This window comes from Mycoplasmopsis bovigenitalium (assembly GCF_002356075.1).
Classification (GTDB): Bacteria; Bacillota_I; Bacilli_A; order Mycoplasmatales; family Metamycoplasmataceae; genus Mycoplasmopsis; species Mycoplasmopsis bovigenitalium_A.
The window spans coordinates 151,189-168,690 of sequence record NZ_AP017902.1; the positions used below are offsets into that span (position 1 = coordinate 151,189).

16 protein-coding genes are annotated in these 17,502 nt (G+C 29.8%); 4 read left to right on the forward strand and 12 right to left on the reverse strand.

Going from position 1 to position 17,502, the window contains the following annotated elements:
- Positions 1-12 precede the first annotated feature (12 nt).
- Positions 13-1,278, reverse strand: a complete 1,266-nt coding sequence (gene obgE, locus MBVG596_RS00590) for a GTPase ObgE (RefSeq protein ID WP_096385593.1) — start codon at positions 1,276-1,278, stop codon at positions 13-15.
- 17 nt (positions 1,279-1,295) lie between these two features.
- Positions 1,296-2,108 (reverse strand): Cof-type HAD-IIB family hydrolase, encoded by an 813-nt coding sequence (locus tag MBVG596_RS00595; protein ID WP_096385596.1) that lies wholly within the window; start codon positions 2,106-2,108, stop codon positions 1,296-1,298.
- A 97-nt stretch (positions 2,109-2,205) separates the two neighbouring features.
- On the opposite strand from MBVG596_RS00595, the gene MBVG596_RS00600 reads away from it, so the two are divergent.
- From MBVG596_RS00600 to deoC, 4 genes are all read left to right on the forward strand, one after another.
- Positions 2,206-2,907 carry an MAG0920 family protein gene (locus tag MBVG596_RS00600; RefSeq protein ID WP_096385598.1) on the forward strand — a complete coding sequence of 234 codons (702 nt, stop codon included), beginning with the start codon at positions 2,206-2,208 and terminating at the stop codon, positions 2,905-2,907.
- 252 nt (positions 2,908-3,159) lie between these two features.
- A complete protein-coding gene (deoD, locus tag MBVG596_RS00605) occupies positions 3,160-3,867 on the forward strand; it encodes a purine-nucleoside phosphorylase (protein WP_096385601.1) in 708 nt (235 codons plus the stop codon).
- 4 nt (positions 3,868-3,871) lie between these two features.
- Positions 3,872-5,170: a pyrimidine-nucleoside phosphorylase gene (locus MBVG596_RS00610; protein WP_096385604.1), complete on the forward strand. Its 1,299-nt coding sequence runs from the start codon at positions 3,872-3,874 to the stop codon at positions 5,168-5,170.
- A gap of 14 nt (positions 5,171-5,184) precedes the next feature.
- Complete coding sequence (gene deoC / locus MBVG596_RS00615; RefSeq protein ID WP_096385607.1) at positions 5,185-5,847, forward strand: deoxyribose-phosphate aldolase; 663 nt, start codon at positions 5,185-5,187, stop codon at positions 5,845-5,847.
- 42 nt (positions 5,848-5,889) lie between these two features.
- On the opposite strand, the gene MBVG596_RS00620 is transcribed toward deoC, so the two are convergent.
- From MBVG596_RS00620 to MBVG596_RS00665, 10 genes are all read right to left on the reverse strand, one after another.
- Positions 5,890-7,257, reverse strand: coding sequence for a dihydrolipoyl dehydrogenase (locus tag MBVG596_RS00620; RefSeq protein WP_096385610.1), 1,368 nt, complete (start codon positions 7,255-7,257; stop codon positions 5,890-5,892).
- A gap of 112 nt (positions 7,258-7,369) precedes the next feature.
- Positions 7,370-8,623 (reverse strand): serine hydroxymethyltransferase, encoded by a 1,254-nt coding sequence (gene glyA / locus MBVG596_RS00625; RefSeq protein WP_096385613.1) that lies wholly within the window; start codon positions 8,621-8,623, stop codon positions 7,370-7,372.
- Positions 8,624-8,631: 8 nt separating this feature from the next.
- Positions 8,632-10,809 (reverse strand): phenylalanine--tRNA ligase subunit beta, encoded by a 2,178-nt coding sequence (locus tag MBVG596_RS00630; protein WP_096385616.1) that lies wholly within the window; start codon positions 10,807-10,809, stop codon positions 8,632-8,634.
- A 1-nt stretch (position 10,810) separates the two neighbouring features.
- Complete coding sequence (locus MBVG596_RS00635; RefSeq protein ID WP_096385619.1) at positions 10,811-11,515, reverse strand: uracil-DNA glycosylase; 705 nt, start codon at positions 11,513-11,515, stop codon at positions 10,811-10,813.
- The gene (gene pheS / locus MBVG596_RS00640; protein WP_096385622.1) at positions 11,475-12,431 is read right to left on the reverse strand and encodes a phenylalanine--tRNA ligase subunit alpha; all 957 of its coding nucleotides are present in this window, start codon (positions 12,429-12,431) and stop codon (positions 11,475-11,477) included. The genes MBVG596_RS00635 and pheS overlap by 41 nt, the downstream gene beginning before the upstream one ends.
- Positions 12,431-13,642 (reverse strand): AAA family ATPase, encoded by a 1,212-nt coding sequence (locus MBVG596_RS00645; protein ID WP_096385625.1) that lies wholly within the window; start codon positions 13,640-13,642, stop codon positions 12,431-12,433. Before MBVG596_RS00645 ends, pheS begins: the two co-directional genes overlap by 1 nt.
- Positions 13,643-13,794: 152 nt before the next feature.
- The gene (gene dnaK, locus MBVG596_RS00650) at positions 13,795-15,576 is read right to left on the reverse strand and encodes a molecular chaperone DnaK (protein ID WP_096385628.1); all 1,782 of its coding nucleotides are present in this window, start codon (positions 15,574-15,576) and stop codon (positions 13,795-13,797) included.
- Positions 15,577-15,647: 71 nt separating this feature from the next.
- Complete coding sequence (locus tag MBVG596_RS00655; protein ID WP_416373316.1) at positions 15,648-17,021, reverse strand: MAG0480 family ComEC-like protein; 1,374 nt, start codon at positions 17,019-17,021, stop codon at positions 15,648-15,650.
- Entirely contained in the window at positions 16,946-17,146 is a 201-nt protein-coding gene (locus tag MBVG596_RS00660; RefSeq protein WP_096385634.1) for a hypothetical protein, read from the reverse strand. Before MBVG596_RS00660 ends, MBVG596_RS00655 begins: the two co-directional genes overlap by 76 nt.
- Entirely contained in the window at positions 17,125-17,439 is a 315-nt protein-coding gene (locus MBVG596_RS00665; RefSeq protein ID WP_148664005.1) for a hypothetical protein, read from the reverse strand. The genes MBVG596_RS00660 and MBVG596_RS00665 overlap by 22 nt, the downstream gene beginning before the upstream one ends.
- Between the last annotated feature and the right edge of the window lie 63 nt (positions 17,440-17,502).

Consider the following 17,502-nt stretch of genomic DNA (forward strand, 5'->3'; position numbering starts at 1 on the left):
TATAAGAAATTTTTAATATTCACCATCCCATTCGAATTCATATTCAAAAATCCGTACTGTATCACCTGGTTGGATGCCTTTTTTAATTAAATCATCTCATACACCAAGATTTTTTAGTTTGTTATTGAATCTTAGTAAATTGTCATAGCTAACTAATGGGATTTTATCATAAAGTTGTTGAACTTTTGGACCACTTATTTCAAAATAACCTAAGTATGGAGAAACTATTTTATAGTCTTGCTCAAGTTTTATTTCAACAACTGTGTTTTCTTCAATTTCCTCAACTGGTTTTAATTTGTTTGCTTTAATTAACTCAATAAGTTCTTTTTTGACTTCATCTAAGTTTTGTGCCGATATTGCTGATATTTCAACCACTTTTACTTGTGGATATTTTTGCTTGAATTTTGCCAAATTTTCTTGAAAATGAGGCAAATCTGATTTATTTGCAATAACTAATTGGTCCTTATTTTCTAAATTCAAACTATAACTTTTAAGCTCATTGTTAATAATTTCATAGTCTTGTAATGGATCTTTGAATTCAGAGCCAAAATCAATAATGTGAGCAATTACACGACATCTTTCAATGTGTTTTAGGAATTGGATACCTAAACCACGACCTTGATGCGCGCCCTCAATTAATCCAGGAAGATCGGCAATTACAAATGATTCATCATAATATTTAACCATTCCTAATTGAGGCACTAATGTTGTAAATTCATATTCAGCAATTTTTGCTTTTGCATTGGAAATTGCACTCAAAAGTGTACTTTTTCCAGCAGACGGCTTACCAACAACACCAACATCAGACATAATTTTTAGCACGATATGTGCGTCGAATTTTTCACCTTTTGAGCCATTTTCGCTAATTCTTGGAGCAGTGTTGCGCGGCGATTTGAATTTCATATTACCACGCCCACCTTGGCCGCCTTTTGCAACTAAGTATTCTTTAGGCTCAATAATGTCGGCAACAACTTTGCCATTGTTATAAACAATTGTGCCAATAGGCACTGGAACATATTTATCTTTACCAGCGGCCCCATAAAGGTTTTTAGGTCCGCCATTGACGCCATCTTCGGCGGTAATTTTTTTGTTACCGTAAAGAGATAAAAGAGTATTTTTGCCAAGATCGCCAACAAAATAAATATTGCCACCACGGCCACCATCTCCGCCATCTGGCCCACCTTTATCAACATGCGCTTCTCTACGGAATGAAATCATGCCATCACCGCCTTTTCCGGCCACAAGCTGAATTTTAATTTCATCAATAAATCTTGCCATTTTACCCTCCTTATCTTTTAATTATTTTCTTGTTCATTGAACTTGGCTATGTAATCTTTGATTGCAATTCCTAAGCCATGTTCTTGAACAGAACGTGTTACATATTTTGCTTTTTCCTTGACAAAATCCTTTGAATTATCCATTGCATATGAATAATTAAATCTCTTAAACATTGAAAAATCATTTTCACTATCACCAATAACCATTATGTCATTTGCGGTGTAGTTTTTAAATATATTTTGTAGCATTCACATGATTGCTTTACCTTTTGAAGCCCCTTTTGGTAGGATTTCTAGATTCATGTGTGTTTTGATCATTTTAACATTAATATTGCTTAATTCTTCAATTAATTCATCAATGTTTTCAGTCATTTCGAAGTAAACTTCGATTTTTGAAACGTTTTTTATTTCTTGACCTTCATATAATTCAAATTGGTCAAATGTTTCGTATTTAAAGTAAATTCTATTCAAGAATTCTTTATCATCTTCATTAAAAATATAAAACGCATCTGAGCTTCAAGCAGCTGCAGAAACTTTACGACTTCTGAATAATTCAAATATTTTTTTTGCTTCTTGGTGTGGAATAAATTCTTCACGTACAAATTTATAACGTTTAAAGTCATAAATTTGTACACCACTTGATCCAATAATGTAATCAGCATTAACAAGTTTTGCTAATTTAAACATTTTAGGACAAATAGGATTACCAGTGGCAATATTGAAGCTTAATTCATTTTGTTTAATGATATTTAGATTGTAGTTTGAAACATATCCGTTGCTGGTGTAGATTGTGCCATCAACGTCACTAAAAACTATTGGTTTTTTCTTCATATTTCTCCTTTTAATTTATGAATAATTCTAAATCTTATAAATAATACATTATTTTAAAAATTAGTTAAAATTAATTAGCATGATTAGGAGGTTTAAAATGCTTATATTTTCAATTATATTGTTATCTGTGATAATATGCTGTTTTCTTGTTAGTTTTATTTCATGATGTACCCCAAATGTCCGTTGTTATATTTACTCAACTAAATTTTCTGTTAATTACTTGACTAAAAAAGAATTAAAATGTCAATATTATGTTGCGGCCGAATTATTTAAATTTACAAAAATTTATCTTTATGCGCATTTAAGTGCAATGATACTTTCATTGATTGGGCTTGCTATTTCTATTGTAAATATAATAATATATAGCAATTTTGAAAACTCTGATGGCACCACTTTTGCGTTTTCAACGCTTATGTTTGCCTTTTTGGTTGCAATTAGTGTTTACTTTATTATTTGTCTAATTGTCGGCGTTAAAAGATATATTAGAATGAAAAAATGATTAATCTTTAATTACAAATTACCTGATGAATCTCTAATTGAAAGAAAAATTAATGTCAATACAAAAGAAAGACAAATATATCCAACTAGTCATAGATACCCATATTTTACCTTGCCTGCACGTGAAAGATTTTGAACCTTCTATAAAAATGATTTTGAAAATCTTTATTCAAGTAAGCAAAAATTATTAGTTTATTTATCATTAATAATAGATTTTGATAATGTTGTTGTTGGAATAGCATCAGAAAAATTAAACATTGACATGCTAAGAGATGAAGCTAAAAAAGTAAATATTATTTAGACAACATACTTTAATTTTTACCAATTTCAATATTTTTATACTAAAATTCGTAAAAAAATAAAACATTGCCAAGTCGCATTGTTTTATTTTTTTGTACGTTTTATACACTTATAAATTTGTGTAATTGTGCTAAAATATGTTCATAAGTTTAACTTATATTTATATTAAATATTATTTGATTATAAGTATATATAAATCTCACTTGATCAGATTTCACTCAAATATCAAATATTCACTAAAAAAGGAGAGATTATGACACCACACATTCATGCCAAACAAGGCGAAATTGCGAAAACAGTTTTAATGCCTGGAGACCCTTTAAGAGCTAAATTTATAGCCGAAATATTCTTAGATCCAGGATACAAATTAGTAAACACAGTTAGAAACATGTTTATTTACACAGGAACATACAAAGGTAAAGAAGTTTCAATTGCTGGTTCAGGTATGGGATGTCCTTCAATTGGAATTTACAGTTACGAATTATTTGCTTTTTACAATGTAGAAAACATCATTAGAATTGGTTCAACAGGAGCTTATGTTAAAGAATTAGCTCTATATGACACAGTTTTAGCTACTGAAGCTTATGCTGATAGTGACCACTTTAGAAGAATGGTTTTAGGTAAAGAATTTGCGTCAAATATTGCACTGCCTTCTGCAAAACTAAACCAAAAACTAAAAGATTCAGCTAAAGAACTTGGCATTGAACTAAAAGAAGGAAGAGTTCACTCATCAGACGTATTTTATTCAGTTCTTTCACTTGAAGAAAGAGTTCAAGAAACACAATCAACTTGCGTTGAAATGGAATCATTGGCACTATTTACAAATGCTGAAAAATTAGGTAAAAATGCTTCATGCTTGTTAACAGTTTCAGATAACTTAGCAACACACGAAGAAACAACCCCAGAAGAAAGACAAACAGCATTTACAAACATGATGAAAGTTGCTTTAGGAATTTTATAGTATTATGCGTGTAGTAGATTTAATTGAGAAAAAACGGCTAAATAAAGAGCTAACCAATGAAGAAATTAAGTTTTTAATCAACACATATGTTAGTGGCGAAACCCCCGATTACCAAATGGCTGCATTTATAATGGCAGTTATGTTTAACGGGATGACTAAACAAGAAATTGCACAATTCACAAAAACAATGATGCATTCAGGCGATGTTATTGATTTAAGTTCAATTCCGGGTATAAAAGTTGACAAACACTCAACAGGTGGTGTTGGTGACAAAACAACATTAGCAGTTGCACCAATTGTTGCAGCTTGCGGAGCACCTGTTGCTAAAATGTCAGGTAGAGGATTAGGCCACACTGGCGGAACTTTAGACAAACTTGAATCAATTCCTGGATTCAGAATCGCATTAAGTGAAGAAGAATTCATCAAACAAGTTAGTGAACATAAAATTGCTGTTATTGGTCAAACTGGTAAATTAGTTCCTGCTGACAAAAAACTTTATGCACTAAGAGATGTTGTAAACTGTGTTCAATCAATTCCTCTTATTGCATCTTCAATAATGTCTAAAAAACTTGCAACTGGTTCTGATGCAATTCTTTTAGATGTTAAATGTGGCAATGGCGCATTTATGAAAAATGAAAAAGACGCCATTGAGCTTGCAAAAACAATGATTGAAATCGGTAAATCATTAAATGTTGATGTTAGAGCAGAAATAACAAACATGAATCGTCCAATTGGTCGTGAAATTGGTAATAAAAACGAAGTATTAGAAGCAATTTGAACACTTCAAGGTAATGGACCCGCTGATTTTAATGAACTTGTTAAGTCATCTTGTTCAACAATTCTTTTACAATCTAAAATTTGTTCAGACTACAATGAAGCTCAAAAACGTGTAGATGAAGTTATTGCAAACGGAAAAGCATTGGAAAAATTCTATGAAATGATTAGAATTCAAGGCGGAGATGTTGAAGCATTGAAAGACCAAGCCAACTTTTGAAAACCTAAACACAAATATGAAGTTATATCAGATAAAGACGGTTATTTAGAAATTTTTGACTCATTAACTTTTGGTGTTGTTGCAATGAAATTAGGCGCTGGTCGTGCTAAAAAAGAAGATGATATTGACTTTGATGCAGGAATCACATTGAATAGAAAAACGAATGAATTGGTAAAAAAAGGCGATGTTTTATTTACTCTATATTCATCAAATCCAATTGATCCAAAATTAGCTGACGAACTATTGCCAGCATACAAATTTAATAAAAACACTGTAGAAAATAAAATAATAATTGATAAATTATCATAATTAAGGAGCACACAATGAATTACAATCAATTAATTGATCATACATTTTTAAAAGCTGATGCAACTGTTGCTGAAATCGACAAATTAATTGCAGAAGCAATTCAATACAAATTTAAAACAATTTGCGTTAACTCATCATGAGTTTCATATGCAAAAGAAAAACTTCAAGGTAGTGGCGTTGGAATTACCTCAGTAATTGGTTTTCCTTTAGGAGCTTGTCTAACCAATGTTAAAGCATTTGAAGCTGCAGAAGCAATCAAAGCTGGAGCCGATGAAATTGACATGGTTATCAACATTGGTAGAATGAAACAAGGCGACTATGACTATGTTCTTGAAGACATTAAAGAAATCAAAAAAGCTTGTGGCGCAAACACATTAAAAGTTATTGTTGAAACAGCTCTTTTAACAAAAGAAGAAATTGAAAAAGTAACAGAAATTGTTATGAAATCAGGTGCTGAATTCATTAAAACATCAACTGGCTTTTCAACTCGTGGCGCAAACTTAGAAGATGTTAAAATCATGAAATCAATTTGTGGAGACAAACTTTTAATCAAAGCTGCTGGTGGAATTAGCAACAAAGCAGACATGATTGCTATGGTTGAAGCAGGCGCAAACAGATTTGGTACAAGTCGTTCAATCGCAATTATCGAAGACAAAGAATCAACAGAGGGATACTAGTTATAATCAAAAATCCAAACCTAAGGGCTTGGATTTTTTTGTTTATTTTGCAAAATAATGTGCTTTAGATAAATAGTATATTGCTTCAGTAACAGTCGGATGAGTAAATGTGAATTTTTGCAAATCAGCAAACTTGATACCCATTTGCATTGCTTGTGCAATTTGGTTGATAATTAGACTAGAACCTTCTAAAAACATTTGAGCTCCGAGAATCAATCCTGTTTTTTTGTCAATTAAAAACTTAATAAAATCAAACTCATTTATTGAACCGTTTGCAAGGTTTCCTGGTAATGAACTAGCATTGAAAACAATTGCTTCAAATTCAACATTCTTAGCAGTTAATTCTTTTTCGCTTTGACCAACTCCACTAATTTCAGGATTTAAATAAATTGACCAAGGAACAAAATTAGTATTCAAGGTTTCAAATTCATGGCCTAAAATATGTTTTGCAATAATATCACTTGTTTTATAAGCGACAGATGAAAGCATCATTAATCCAGTAGCATCTCCAAGTGCATAAATATTTTTTATATTAGTTTGCATAGAATCATTGACTTTTATGAATCCTTTTTCATTTAATTCAATGCCAACATTTCCGATTGCTTCTAAGTTTGCAACTCTACCAATTGCACTTAGAATTTTGCTAGATTTTATAGATTTTTCTTGACCATTTGAATTGTAAAATAATTCATTTTCGTCAAATTTGATTAATTTTGCATTGTCAATAATTTCTATATTTCTATTAGTTAAATATTGTTTAATGGCGCTTAATAATTCTATATCATGTTTACCCATAAATTCATTAACATCAAGGATTGTTACCTTAGTTCCTAATGTTGAATAAATATAAGCAAATTCTAGAGCAACTGGTCCTGAACCAATAATTGTTAAAGATTCGACTTTTTCATCAATAATTAATGCTTGATTTGAATTTATTAAAAAGTTTTTTTCTCTTGCTTTATTAGCTCCCGGCAAATCAATTTCACGACTTTTTGCGCCAGTTGCTAAAATTGCTTTATCAAATTGGATTTGTTGTTCATTGACTATTAGAGTGTTTTGGTCAATTAATTTGGCAGTGCCATTATAAATGTCAACATTTGCTAAATTCAATTGATTTTTAACGTTGTTATTCATTTTTTGTTTTATCAATTGACGTCTGTTTTGAATCGCTTTTATATCAATATTTACTAAATTTGTTTCAACCCCAAATTTTTGCGAATGTGAAATAGTGTCTAAAACATAGGCAGTTTTTACCAATGATTTTTTTGGTATGCAACCAACATTAATACAAGTTCCACCTAGCTGGTCTTTTTCAATTAGCGCAACTTTTTTGCCTTTTTTAGCCAATAAAGTTGCTAACGGATAACCCCCAGGGCCCGAACCTATTATTACAATGTCATATTTATTCATAATAACCTCTTTTCTAATTTTTAATTTATTATATAACTAATTAATCAAATAAAAAAAGCGAAATTAACAAAAAACGCTTTTTTGACTATTTTTAAGTTTAAAAATCAAGTTTTTAATATTCACCAACAAGCGGGAATTCTTTTGTTAGTAATTTAACTTGTTGTTTAATTTGTTTTTTAAGTTCTGAATTCTTCAATATCGAATTGCCATTTGAAAGAATCACGTGAATAATTTGGGCTAACTCATTTCATTTTGTAAAGTTTCTCGAAGTCATTGCGGCAACGCCAATACGTATTCCCGAAGAAATCATTGGGCTTAATGTATCATTTGGAATTGTATTTTTATTAACTGTTATGTTGAATTTTCCTAGTAAATTTTCAGCTTCTTTACCAGTTATTCCATAACTTTTATGAACATTGATTGTGAATAAATGGTTTTCAGTTTTGCCTGATACTATTTCAATGTTGTTTGCCAAAAATCATTCACTAAATTGTTTGGCGTTTTCAACAATATTTTTACCATATTGTTTAAATTCTGGCTTTAGTGCTTCGCCAAAAGCCACTGCTTTTCCAGCAATTGCGTGGAAAAGCGGACCGCCTTGATAACCAGGGAACACTCATCTATCGACTTTTTTAGCAATTTCTTCGTCGTTTGTCATTATTATTGCGCCACGAGCACCACGAAGTGTTTTGTGTGTTGTTGAAGTGATTATGTCTGCATAACCTACGGGACTTGGGTGTACGCCAGCAATAATTAATCCCGAAATATGCGCGATATCAGCCATTAATTTTGCTCCACAAGCATCGGCAATTTCTCTAAATTTCGCAAAATCAATAATTCTTGGATATGCAGAATACCCACAAATAATAACAGCAGGTTTTTCTTTAATAGCTAATTGCTTAATTGCTTCATAATCCAATACCCCATTATCATCAACATCATAGGAAACTGAATTGTAAAAAATCCCACTAAAGCTAATTTTATAACCGTGAGTTAAATGTCCTCCAGAATTTAATGATAGACCCATTATTTTATCACCTGTTTTAGCAACCGTAGCTAGTGCCGCCGCATTTGCTACTGAACCTGAATAAGGTTGAACATTGGCAAATTTAACATTGAATAATTTTTTTAGTCTATCAATTGCAATTTTTTCAACTTTATCAACATGTTCGCAACCCCCATAATATCTTCTATCTGGATATCCTTCACCATATTTGTTGGTTAAAACACTGCCCACTGCGGCTAGAACATCATTAGAAACATAGTTTTCTGACGCAATTAGTTCGATGTGGTCTTGTTGTCTTCTTTTTTCAGCATTGATTGCATTTTGAATTTCTTTATCTTTAATTTTAATATTTTTGTACATGTTGACTCCTAGTTATATTGTTCATTTATTTTTTCAATTGTTGTTGAATCTGCACAAATTCTAATTGTTATTTTTTTGACGTTTTCAATTGAATATGAATCGATTTGGTAAATTGAGAAGATATTAAAATTATTTTTGATTTCATCGATTTTTGATGATATGTTTGCCTTAATATCTAGTTCAAATGTTATATCAATGGTTTTAAGAGGCGACTGATTATATGATTCAAAAGTAATGTCAATTTTATTTTTGATATCCATAAATTCCGCTACTCATAAATTGTGTTGTGAGTATTTTGGATGAATCTGACCAATTCAACCAATCATCTGGCCATCAAGCATAATTTTTGCTGATGTATTTGGATGAATATATTCATTATCTTTGAAAGGAATAAATTCAATTTCGTTATTTTTCAAATAATTTATGATGTCTTGTTTGATTTCATAGAAATCTTTAATATTTGAAATAAGGCCAATTGTATATTTATTATTATTTATCATTCCAAATTCAAAAAATGAAAACTTATCAATTTTTCTTTTTAAATTATAGTCGGCAGCTTGAATCATTGATGATATTATTGAGTTTCTAATTTGTTCGCGTTCTTTTGACACAAACGTTTGTAATTTAATTGTATTTGGGAAATTAAATGGGTTTAAAAAGTTGGTTTGTTCACTTTCTAATGTGAAGGTTCTTATCTCATTGTAGCCCATTGATTGAAGCAGATTTTTACTAATATCTCTTCGGTCTACTTTGAATGGAAGTAATGTTGGTGCAATTGGTTCAAAATTAGTGTATCCATAAAATCTAAAGTATTCTTCAATGATATCCTCATAATTATTGATATCTTTTCGATAATTTGGAGCAATTAATCTGTTTTTATCCATTCGAAAACCAATAGTTTTTAATTTTTGTTCAACCTCATCAAAACGAGATAATTCTCTTATATCGCAGTTGGCATAAAGTGCTAATTTGTGTCTATTTTGCAACACTGAATTACCGATTTTTTCAGAAGGCATTCCAACAATATTGCTGAATTTAACTTTATCAAGGTGAGCTTTATACTGTAAATATTGCATTCCAAAACGAACCATCTGACTGTTAACACCACGTCCGGCTTGAATTGATGAAGCGGTATCAAATTTAATTTCCTTTGCTCCATGTCTAACTATTTTCGAGTCAAAAGAACCAATTTCAAAGGTAATATTTTCAGTTTTTTCATCAACTTTTGTATTTTCAAGACCCATAACAGAAGCTAATGAAATAGGTCCTTTTTTATTTGTTATTGCTAAAACATTGTTTACATGTTGTTTTTTATCGCCTAATAGACAAACTTCGCCAGTAAATATTTCACAACCTAGTTTTGAACCAATTTTATCTTTATCATAAGCATGAGTGGGGGCTCCAGTGTAAATAAGAGCTAGATTTGTAATATCAATTGGTCAAATATTTTTAGCTTCAACACCATGTTTTGCTAAAAATAACATATCTTTAAGTGAACTTTTTTTGTTTTTTGCATGTACATCTAAAAATGATAATGAATTGCAATTTTTCCTTGAAACACTAATTGTTGATTTGAATTTTGGCTTAATTGATTTGTTTTTTCAATTGAATCAGTCAAATTTTGTATTTAAATATGCGGCAATTTCTTGAGCAAGAACATAATATGAATTAGCATCAGGTCTATTTGCTGGAGTTGTTATATCTATAATATAGTCATCAAGGTCAAAATATTCAACTGGGTCTTTGTCAAGAGGCAATTTTTGATTTAGCATCATTAAATCTTCTTGATTGAAAGGTAATTTTGAAATATCATAACCTAATTCTGAAAAATTACATAGCATTCCTTGTGATTCAATGCCAGCCATTTTTTTAGCACCAAAAACTATTTCACCTTTTTGTGAACCAACAACAAATGCAGTTGTGTAAGCGCCAACTTTTGCATTTTTAGCATTAGTTTGAATTGTTATTTTTTCATTGTTTGCTAATTCAAGTTCAACAACCGTTAGATTTTTTGAATTTGGGTTAGGGTATACATCAATAACTTTTGCAAATTTTACACCTTTAACATCGCTTAAAGGTGTTATGCTTTCAACTTCATAGCCAAGATTGTTAATTACTTTTTCGATTGATAAATCAAGCTTGATATTGGGCATAAATTTATTTAATTCTTTAAGGGTAATAATCATATTATTTTTCCTTTCTAATTGAAAAATCAATTGATTTGGTTAATTTATTATTTACTTTTCTAAAAAAATTTGAGTCTTTAAAAGATTGATTAGTGCGTGCATATGATAGTGGTGAAGGATGTGAGGTATAAATTATTTGATTTTCACTAACTTTGCTGCTTTCAATCAAAGGTTTTATAAATTGATAAGACTGCTTGCCTCATAATCCAAAAATTACATTCGGATTTATATTAGCAATAAATTCAATTAATTTAAAAACAAATTGCTGTCAACCTATATCCTTGTGCGAGTTGGCCTTAAATTCTTCGACTGTTAAAACAGTATTGATTAATAAAACTCCTTGTTTAGCTCAAAAATCCAATGAATAAGTTTCAAAAATACTGTTTGGATAATCTTTTTTAACTTCTTTAATTATGTTAGCTAAACTTTTTGGGCATTTTTGCAATCTTGTGCTGAACGCTAAGCCATCAGCTTGATTTGGATTGTGATATGGGTCTTGACCAATAATTATTAATTTAGTTTCATTTGGTTCAAAAAATGTTAGAGCTCTAAATCAATCTGATTTTTTTGGTCAAATAACATTATTTTTAGTTGACTTATCAACTTTTTCTAAAATTAATTTGAAATAATCTTGCTTTGACTCATATTCAAGAAAATCATAAAATTTATTTTTCTTTGTAAAACTGTTTAAGTGTTCGCAAATCATTATTGTAAAATTCCCGAATATCTTTAATGTTGTATTTAATCATCGCTAGCCTTTCAATACCCATTCCAGCAGCGAATCCATTGTATTTTTTATTGTCATAGCCAGCTAATTTCATGACATTTGGGTGCAGCATTCCAGCTCCTAGCACTTCGATTCAACGGTTTTTATAAAAAATATCTACTTCAACACTTGGCTCAGTAAAAGGGAAGAAACTTGGGCGCAATCTTAATTCTAATTCTTCTTCAAAAACATAACTCAAAAGTGATTTAAGAGTCCAAATTAAATTAGGGAATGAAACATTACCAACACTTACAAAATCTAGTTGCGTAAATTGGTGTGAGTGTGTCGCATCATCCTCATCATTTCGATAAACTTTTCCAATAGCAAAATTATTTAATGGCTTATTCGCGTTTTTTTCAAGTTCAAGTGCACTAATTCCAGTATTGTGAGTTCGTAATAATGTTGTTGGATTTAAGTATAATGAATCGTGCATTGCTCTTGCCGGGTGGTCTGATGGCATGTTTAGTTTCTCAAAGTTGTAATAATCTGAAACAATTTCGCCTTCTTTTGATTCAAAATAACCATTTTGAATAAATCAATCTCTTAGTCGATTTTCAATAATAGTTATTGGATGTAGTGAACCAGTTGCATTAACAGGTTTAGTTACATCAATAAATGATTCATTTACTAATTTTTCAATTTTTTGGTTTTCTAGTTTTAGTTCAATTTCTTTAAATTTTGCCTCATATTCATTTTTGAGTTGGTTGATTTTTTGACCTAGTTGTTTTTTTTCTTCAATTGAGGCAGTTTTAAGTTTTTGTTGCAGTTCAAAAATGTCGCCCTCTTTTGAAAATACTTTACTTTTGGCAATTTTTAAGTCTTCAAAACTCTTGATTTCTTCTCAAATTATTTTCATTATTTTTTACCTTTCCTTGTTTCAATGCTTTTGTAATAATTAACAATTTTATCTATATCATTTCAATCAGGCTTGAAAAATTTTTCATTTACTTGTTTTGGCAAATAATTTTGATTAATTCAGTTGCCTTCATAATCGTGTGGTCACTTATAACCAACTCCATTACCAAGTTTGCTTGCTGAGGAATAGTGTGCTTCTTTTAATATTTTTGGCACATCATAAACATTTCCTTGTTCAATGTATGATTGAACATTTTTCATTGCTTTATATGTACTTGCACTTTTTGGACTCAATGCCATATAGCAAATTAAATAAAATATTGGTAAATTTGCCTCAGGAAATCCCAAGCGCTCAACTGCGTTTAGCGCCGCTTCAACACGAAGTGCTATATTTGGGTCAGCGAGCGCTATATCTTCATAAGCAACACAAGTTATGCGCCTAAAAAGCCCTTGATAATCGCCTGTTTTTAAAATTAAAGCTCCATAATAAAGCGATGCATCAACATCAGAACCTCTTAACGATTTATGAAATGCTGAAAGATTATCATAATGTGCATCACCATTCATGTCTGAATAAAAGTTGATGTTTGGTATTATTGTTTTTAAAAGTTGTTCATTTATTTCTTTGTCTTTTCCTAAAAGGGCTAACATTTGTAAATTATTTAAGCAGAATCGATAATCACCTGATGAATATTTAACAAGTTTTTCAATGTTTTCGTTATTTATTTTTAACTCTGGAAAGTAGTTTTTAATTACATCTTTTATGCCTAAATACACTTGTTTTTCGTCTAATTTGTCAAATCGCAGTATTTGCATTCTGCTTCTTAGAGCGGGGTTAACTCGAAAATAAGGATTTTCGGTTGTTGTTGCATAAATAATTATTTTGTCAAATTCTAAATATGATAATAAAACATCTTGAACATTTTTAGTTAATCTGTGTATTTCGTCGATTATTATTATTTGATTGTCCTGAAGTAACTCTAATAATCTATTTTTATTTTCAATACTTGCATTGAATAAGGCATATTTTAAATTCATATCATTGGCAAGCGCACAAGCCGCTGATGTTTTACCAGTTCCTGATTCGCCATAAAATATAAAGCTTGTGGAAATTTTATTTTCTACAATTTTGCTTAATAATTTAACATTATTTTCTTGCCCTATAATTTGACTAAGAGTTTTTGGCCTTAATTCATTAGCTAAATTTTTCATATTAATATTTTAATAAATAAAGAATTTTTTTTGTATAAAAATTATAAATTTTAATAATTCCTAAAAAAACCATTTGTAATTGAATTAGTAAGAGTTAATTTTCAATAAAATAATTAAAAAAAGCAAATGTGTTAACACTTGCATTTCTTTAATTATTTTTTAACATCTTCTTCGGTAAAGCCTTGGTCGTTTTGTTGCTGTTGTTGTTGCATTTGTTGAGCAATTAATTCAAATGCTTTATCGATTTCATCAAGTTTTGTTTTAAGTTCTGTGTAATTTTTATCATCTAGAAGTTTTTGAAGCTCAGCGATTTTTTCTTCAGTTTGTTTTGTTTGTTCTTCATTTATTTTGTCTTTATTTTCTTCAAGTGATTGTTTCATTTTTGCAATTAGAGTTTCAGCACGAACAATTGTTTGAATTTCTTCGGCACGTTTTTCGTCTGCTTCTCTGTTTGCTTCGGCATCTTTAACCATTCTATCTATTTCAGCATCACTAATTTTTGATGAATTTTCAATAATTTTGCTTTCTTGTTTACCAGATTTAACATCTTTTGCAGAAACTGTTGTAATACCATTAGCATCAATTGTGAATGAAACTTCAATTTGTGGCACTCCTCTTGGGGCTGGCTCAATTCCGTTTAAGTCAAATGTACCTAGTGCTTTATTGTCTTTTGCTAATTTTCTTTCACCTTGAAGAATGTGAATTGTTACAGATGTTTGATTATCTGCTGCAGTTGTAAAAGTTTTGGTTCTTGTGATAGGAATACGTGTATTTCTTTCAATTAATGGTGCAACAATTCCGTGTTCTGTTTCAATACCCAATGTTAAAGGAGTAACATCAACAAGTAAAATATCATTAATATCACCCGCTAAAACAGCACCTTGAATAGCAGCTCCCATTGCCACAACTTCATCAGGGTTAACTGATTTGTTTGGTTTTTTGCCTAATTTTGTTTCAACTAATGATTGAACAGCTGGCATTCTTGTTGAACCACCAACAAGTAAAACGTCACTAATATCAGCAATCGATAATTTAGCATCAGAAAGAGCTCTATCGATTGGTGATTTTGTTCTTTCTAATAAATGAGATGTCATTTGCTCAAATTCACTTCTTTTTAAAGAAGCTTCAACGTTAATTGGTGCTTGCCCTTCAATAAAAATTAAGAAAGGAAGTGAAATATTTGCCATCATTGATGAAGAAAGGTCAATTTTTGCTTTTTCAGCTGCTTGTTTTAGACGAGCCATCGCCATTTTATTTTCTCTAACGTTGTAATTGTGGTCTTTTTGAATTTTTTCAACTAGTCAATTAACTATTGCGTTATCTCAGTCATCGCCACCTAACTCATTATCACCGGCGGTTGACAGAACTTCGAATGTTCCATCAGCTAATTCTAAGATTGAAACGTCAAATGTTCCACCACCAAGGTCGAAAACTAAAACTTTTTTCTCTGAATCAGTTTTATCTAGACCAAAACTAAGTGCTGCGGCGGTAGGTTCATTTATTATTCTTAATACTTCAAGACCAGCAATTTTACCTGCTAATTTGGTTGATTCGCGTTGTGCGTTATTGAAATAAGCGGGAACAGTAATTACTGCTTTATCAACCTTGTGACCAATTTTTTCTTCTGCATATTTTTTTAGGTTAGCTAATATCATCGCAGAAATTTCTTCTGGTTTATATTCTTTTCCATTAGCTTTTACTGTTTTATTTGTACCCATTAGTCTTTTAATTGAAGCAATAGTGTCTGGGTTTGTTTCAATTTGGTTTTTTGCATTTTCACCAACGATTGTTTCGCCATCTTTGAAAGAAACAACAGATGGAGTAGTTCTTTTACCATTTAAGTTTTCAAGTACAACAGGAGTTCCATTATCAACAATAGAAACAACTGAGTTTGTTGTACCTAAGTCTATACCAATAATAATTTCTTTTGCCATAATAATTCCTTTCGAATGTTTCGATATATAAGTTAATTTTACCATAATTTAGCACTCAAACAATTAAACTGCTAATTTTTTATTTTTCGTTTTTTGCTTAAAATAAGTGTTATTAGTAAAAGTAGGTTATAAAAAATAATTCATATTAGTATAGTTTTATTAGAAATTTGCCAATCTGTAACAATATTTATTGATAAAAAGTTGGCAATATTAATTAATCAGTCAAGAGCAAAATATATTCAATGTAAAAAATGCGGGCTTCATCAAAATAAAATTGAAAAAAGATAGATAAATTCAAAGATTAAAGCAAAGAAAAATGAATAAATAATTCCTATTAAATTAATTTGTTTATTGAATTTTATTGACCACATAATCATAAAAATATACATAGTAATGCTTATTATAAGAAATTTTAAGAATGTATTTTTTAATTTGTAATTATTGAAAATTTTATTAATTAATATAGTAACAAGTGTTGCGGTATATGACAAAATGAAGCTTTCACTAATTATATTATTGAAATTAATTGTAAAAGTAACCAGGGCACATAGTGCAAGTGATTTAAAGCTATCTAAATTAAATTTTTTTCTAAAAATATAAAATAAATAGGCTCTAAGAACTGGAATGTAACTTGAAAGTGCACAAACATAGTAAAAAATAATTAAATTAGTAAGTATATTCAATAGTTTATATGCAAATTTGTTTTTTATTTTTTTGATAAGTCCAAATAATAAATTGAATAATATATCAATGTGAAATCCCGAAATAACAAGCAGGTGAACTATGTTGATTTGGGCGGATTTTTTAAGTATGTCTCTTGAATGAGTGTTTTGACCAAAAACAATCATTTTTCAATATTTTTGGAATAATTCACTACCTCTAGAAGCTAAATTTTCAATTAAATTATAGAATGAATAATTAGCTGAATAAATGCGGGTTACTACTGCTTTATTTATTATATTTGTTACATTATTTGCAATATGAAAATTATTTATATTTTCTAATGCGTCTATATTCCCTTTAATTTCGACACTTTGACCAACCTGAAGTGGATTTGCAGTAACATATTTGTTCAAATAAATTAAAAAATTATTGTTTTTTACATTTACTATGGCATATTTTTCTCCTGCTTTAACCACATATGCTTTCATTTCATAATGACCTAACTCGATTTGTTGAGGTTTATCAATAAATTTTTTAATAAAATAAAAGCTAGCAATAATTAAAATTAAAATTATTTTTTTAGGAAAAAAAGCAAAAATAAATAGACATTTTAATATGTATAAAAATATCCAAAAGTATTGAGTTTCAAGGTTTTTGGTCAATGCTAAATGTAATATTAGCGGGCTTAAAATGACTAATATGTTAGTTATATTATTAATATATTTTGTAATTTTTTTAGAGTTGCTTGGCCAACGCCTTTTAATGATTCTAAGTGCTGTCACGTTATTGATTCATTGTCTTTTCTTAGTTTTAATACTTTTTGTGCAGTTGATTTAGTTATCCCGTATAAAGTTAATTGATTTATATTATTTAATTCTTTTCAATTTAAAAATGCCCCTTTATTCAAGTCATAAGGGATATAGATTTCAGTATTTTTAGCATTTTTGAATCAAAATCTAGTTTGCTTAAATTTGCATTATGTTTAGGGCCTGCTCTTTTTAAAATTGAATACAATTTTTCACCAAAATTAACCTCTAATTCACCTGGATTATTAACTGCGCCATAAATTTTTATTTTCAAGGTTTTTGACTTGTTTGCAGATTTTAAATATGTCCCTCTTTGGTCCAAGGTTAAAGAAAGCGATATGCTAAATAACCCAACCGCCAATAATCCGCCTAATACTCACACTTTTTTCTTCATCGCTAAAAATTATGCAACATGATAAATTTTGCTCAAAAAAGGAAAAAAATATGAAAAAAGCCT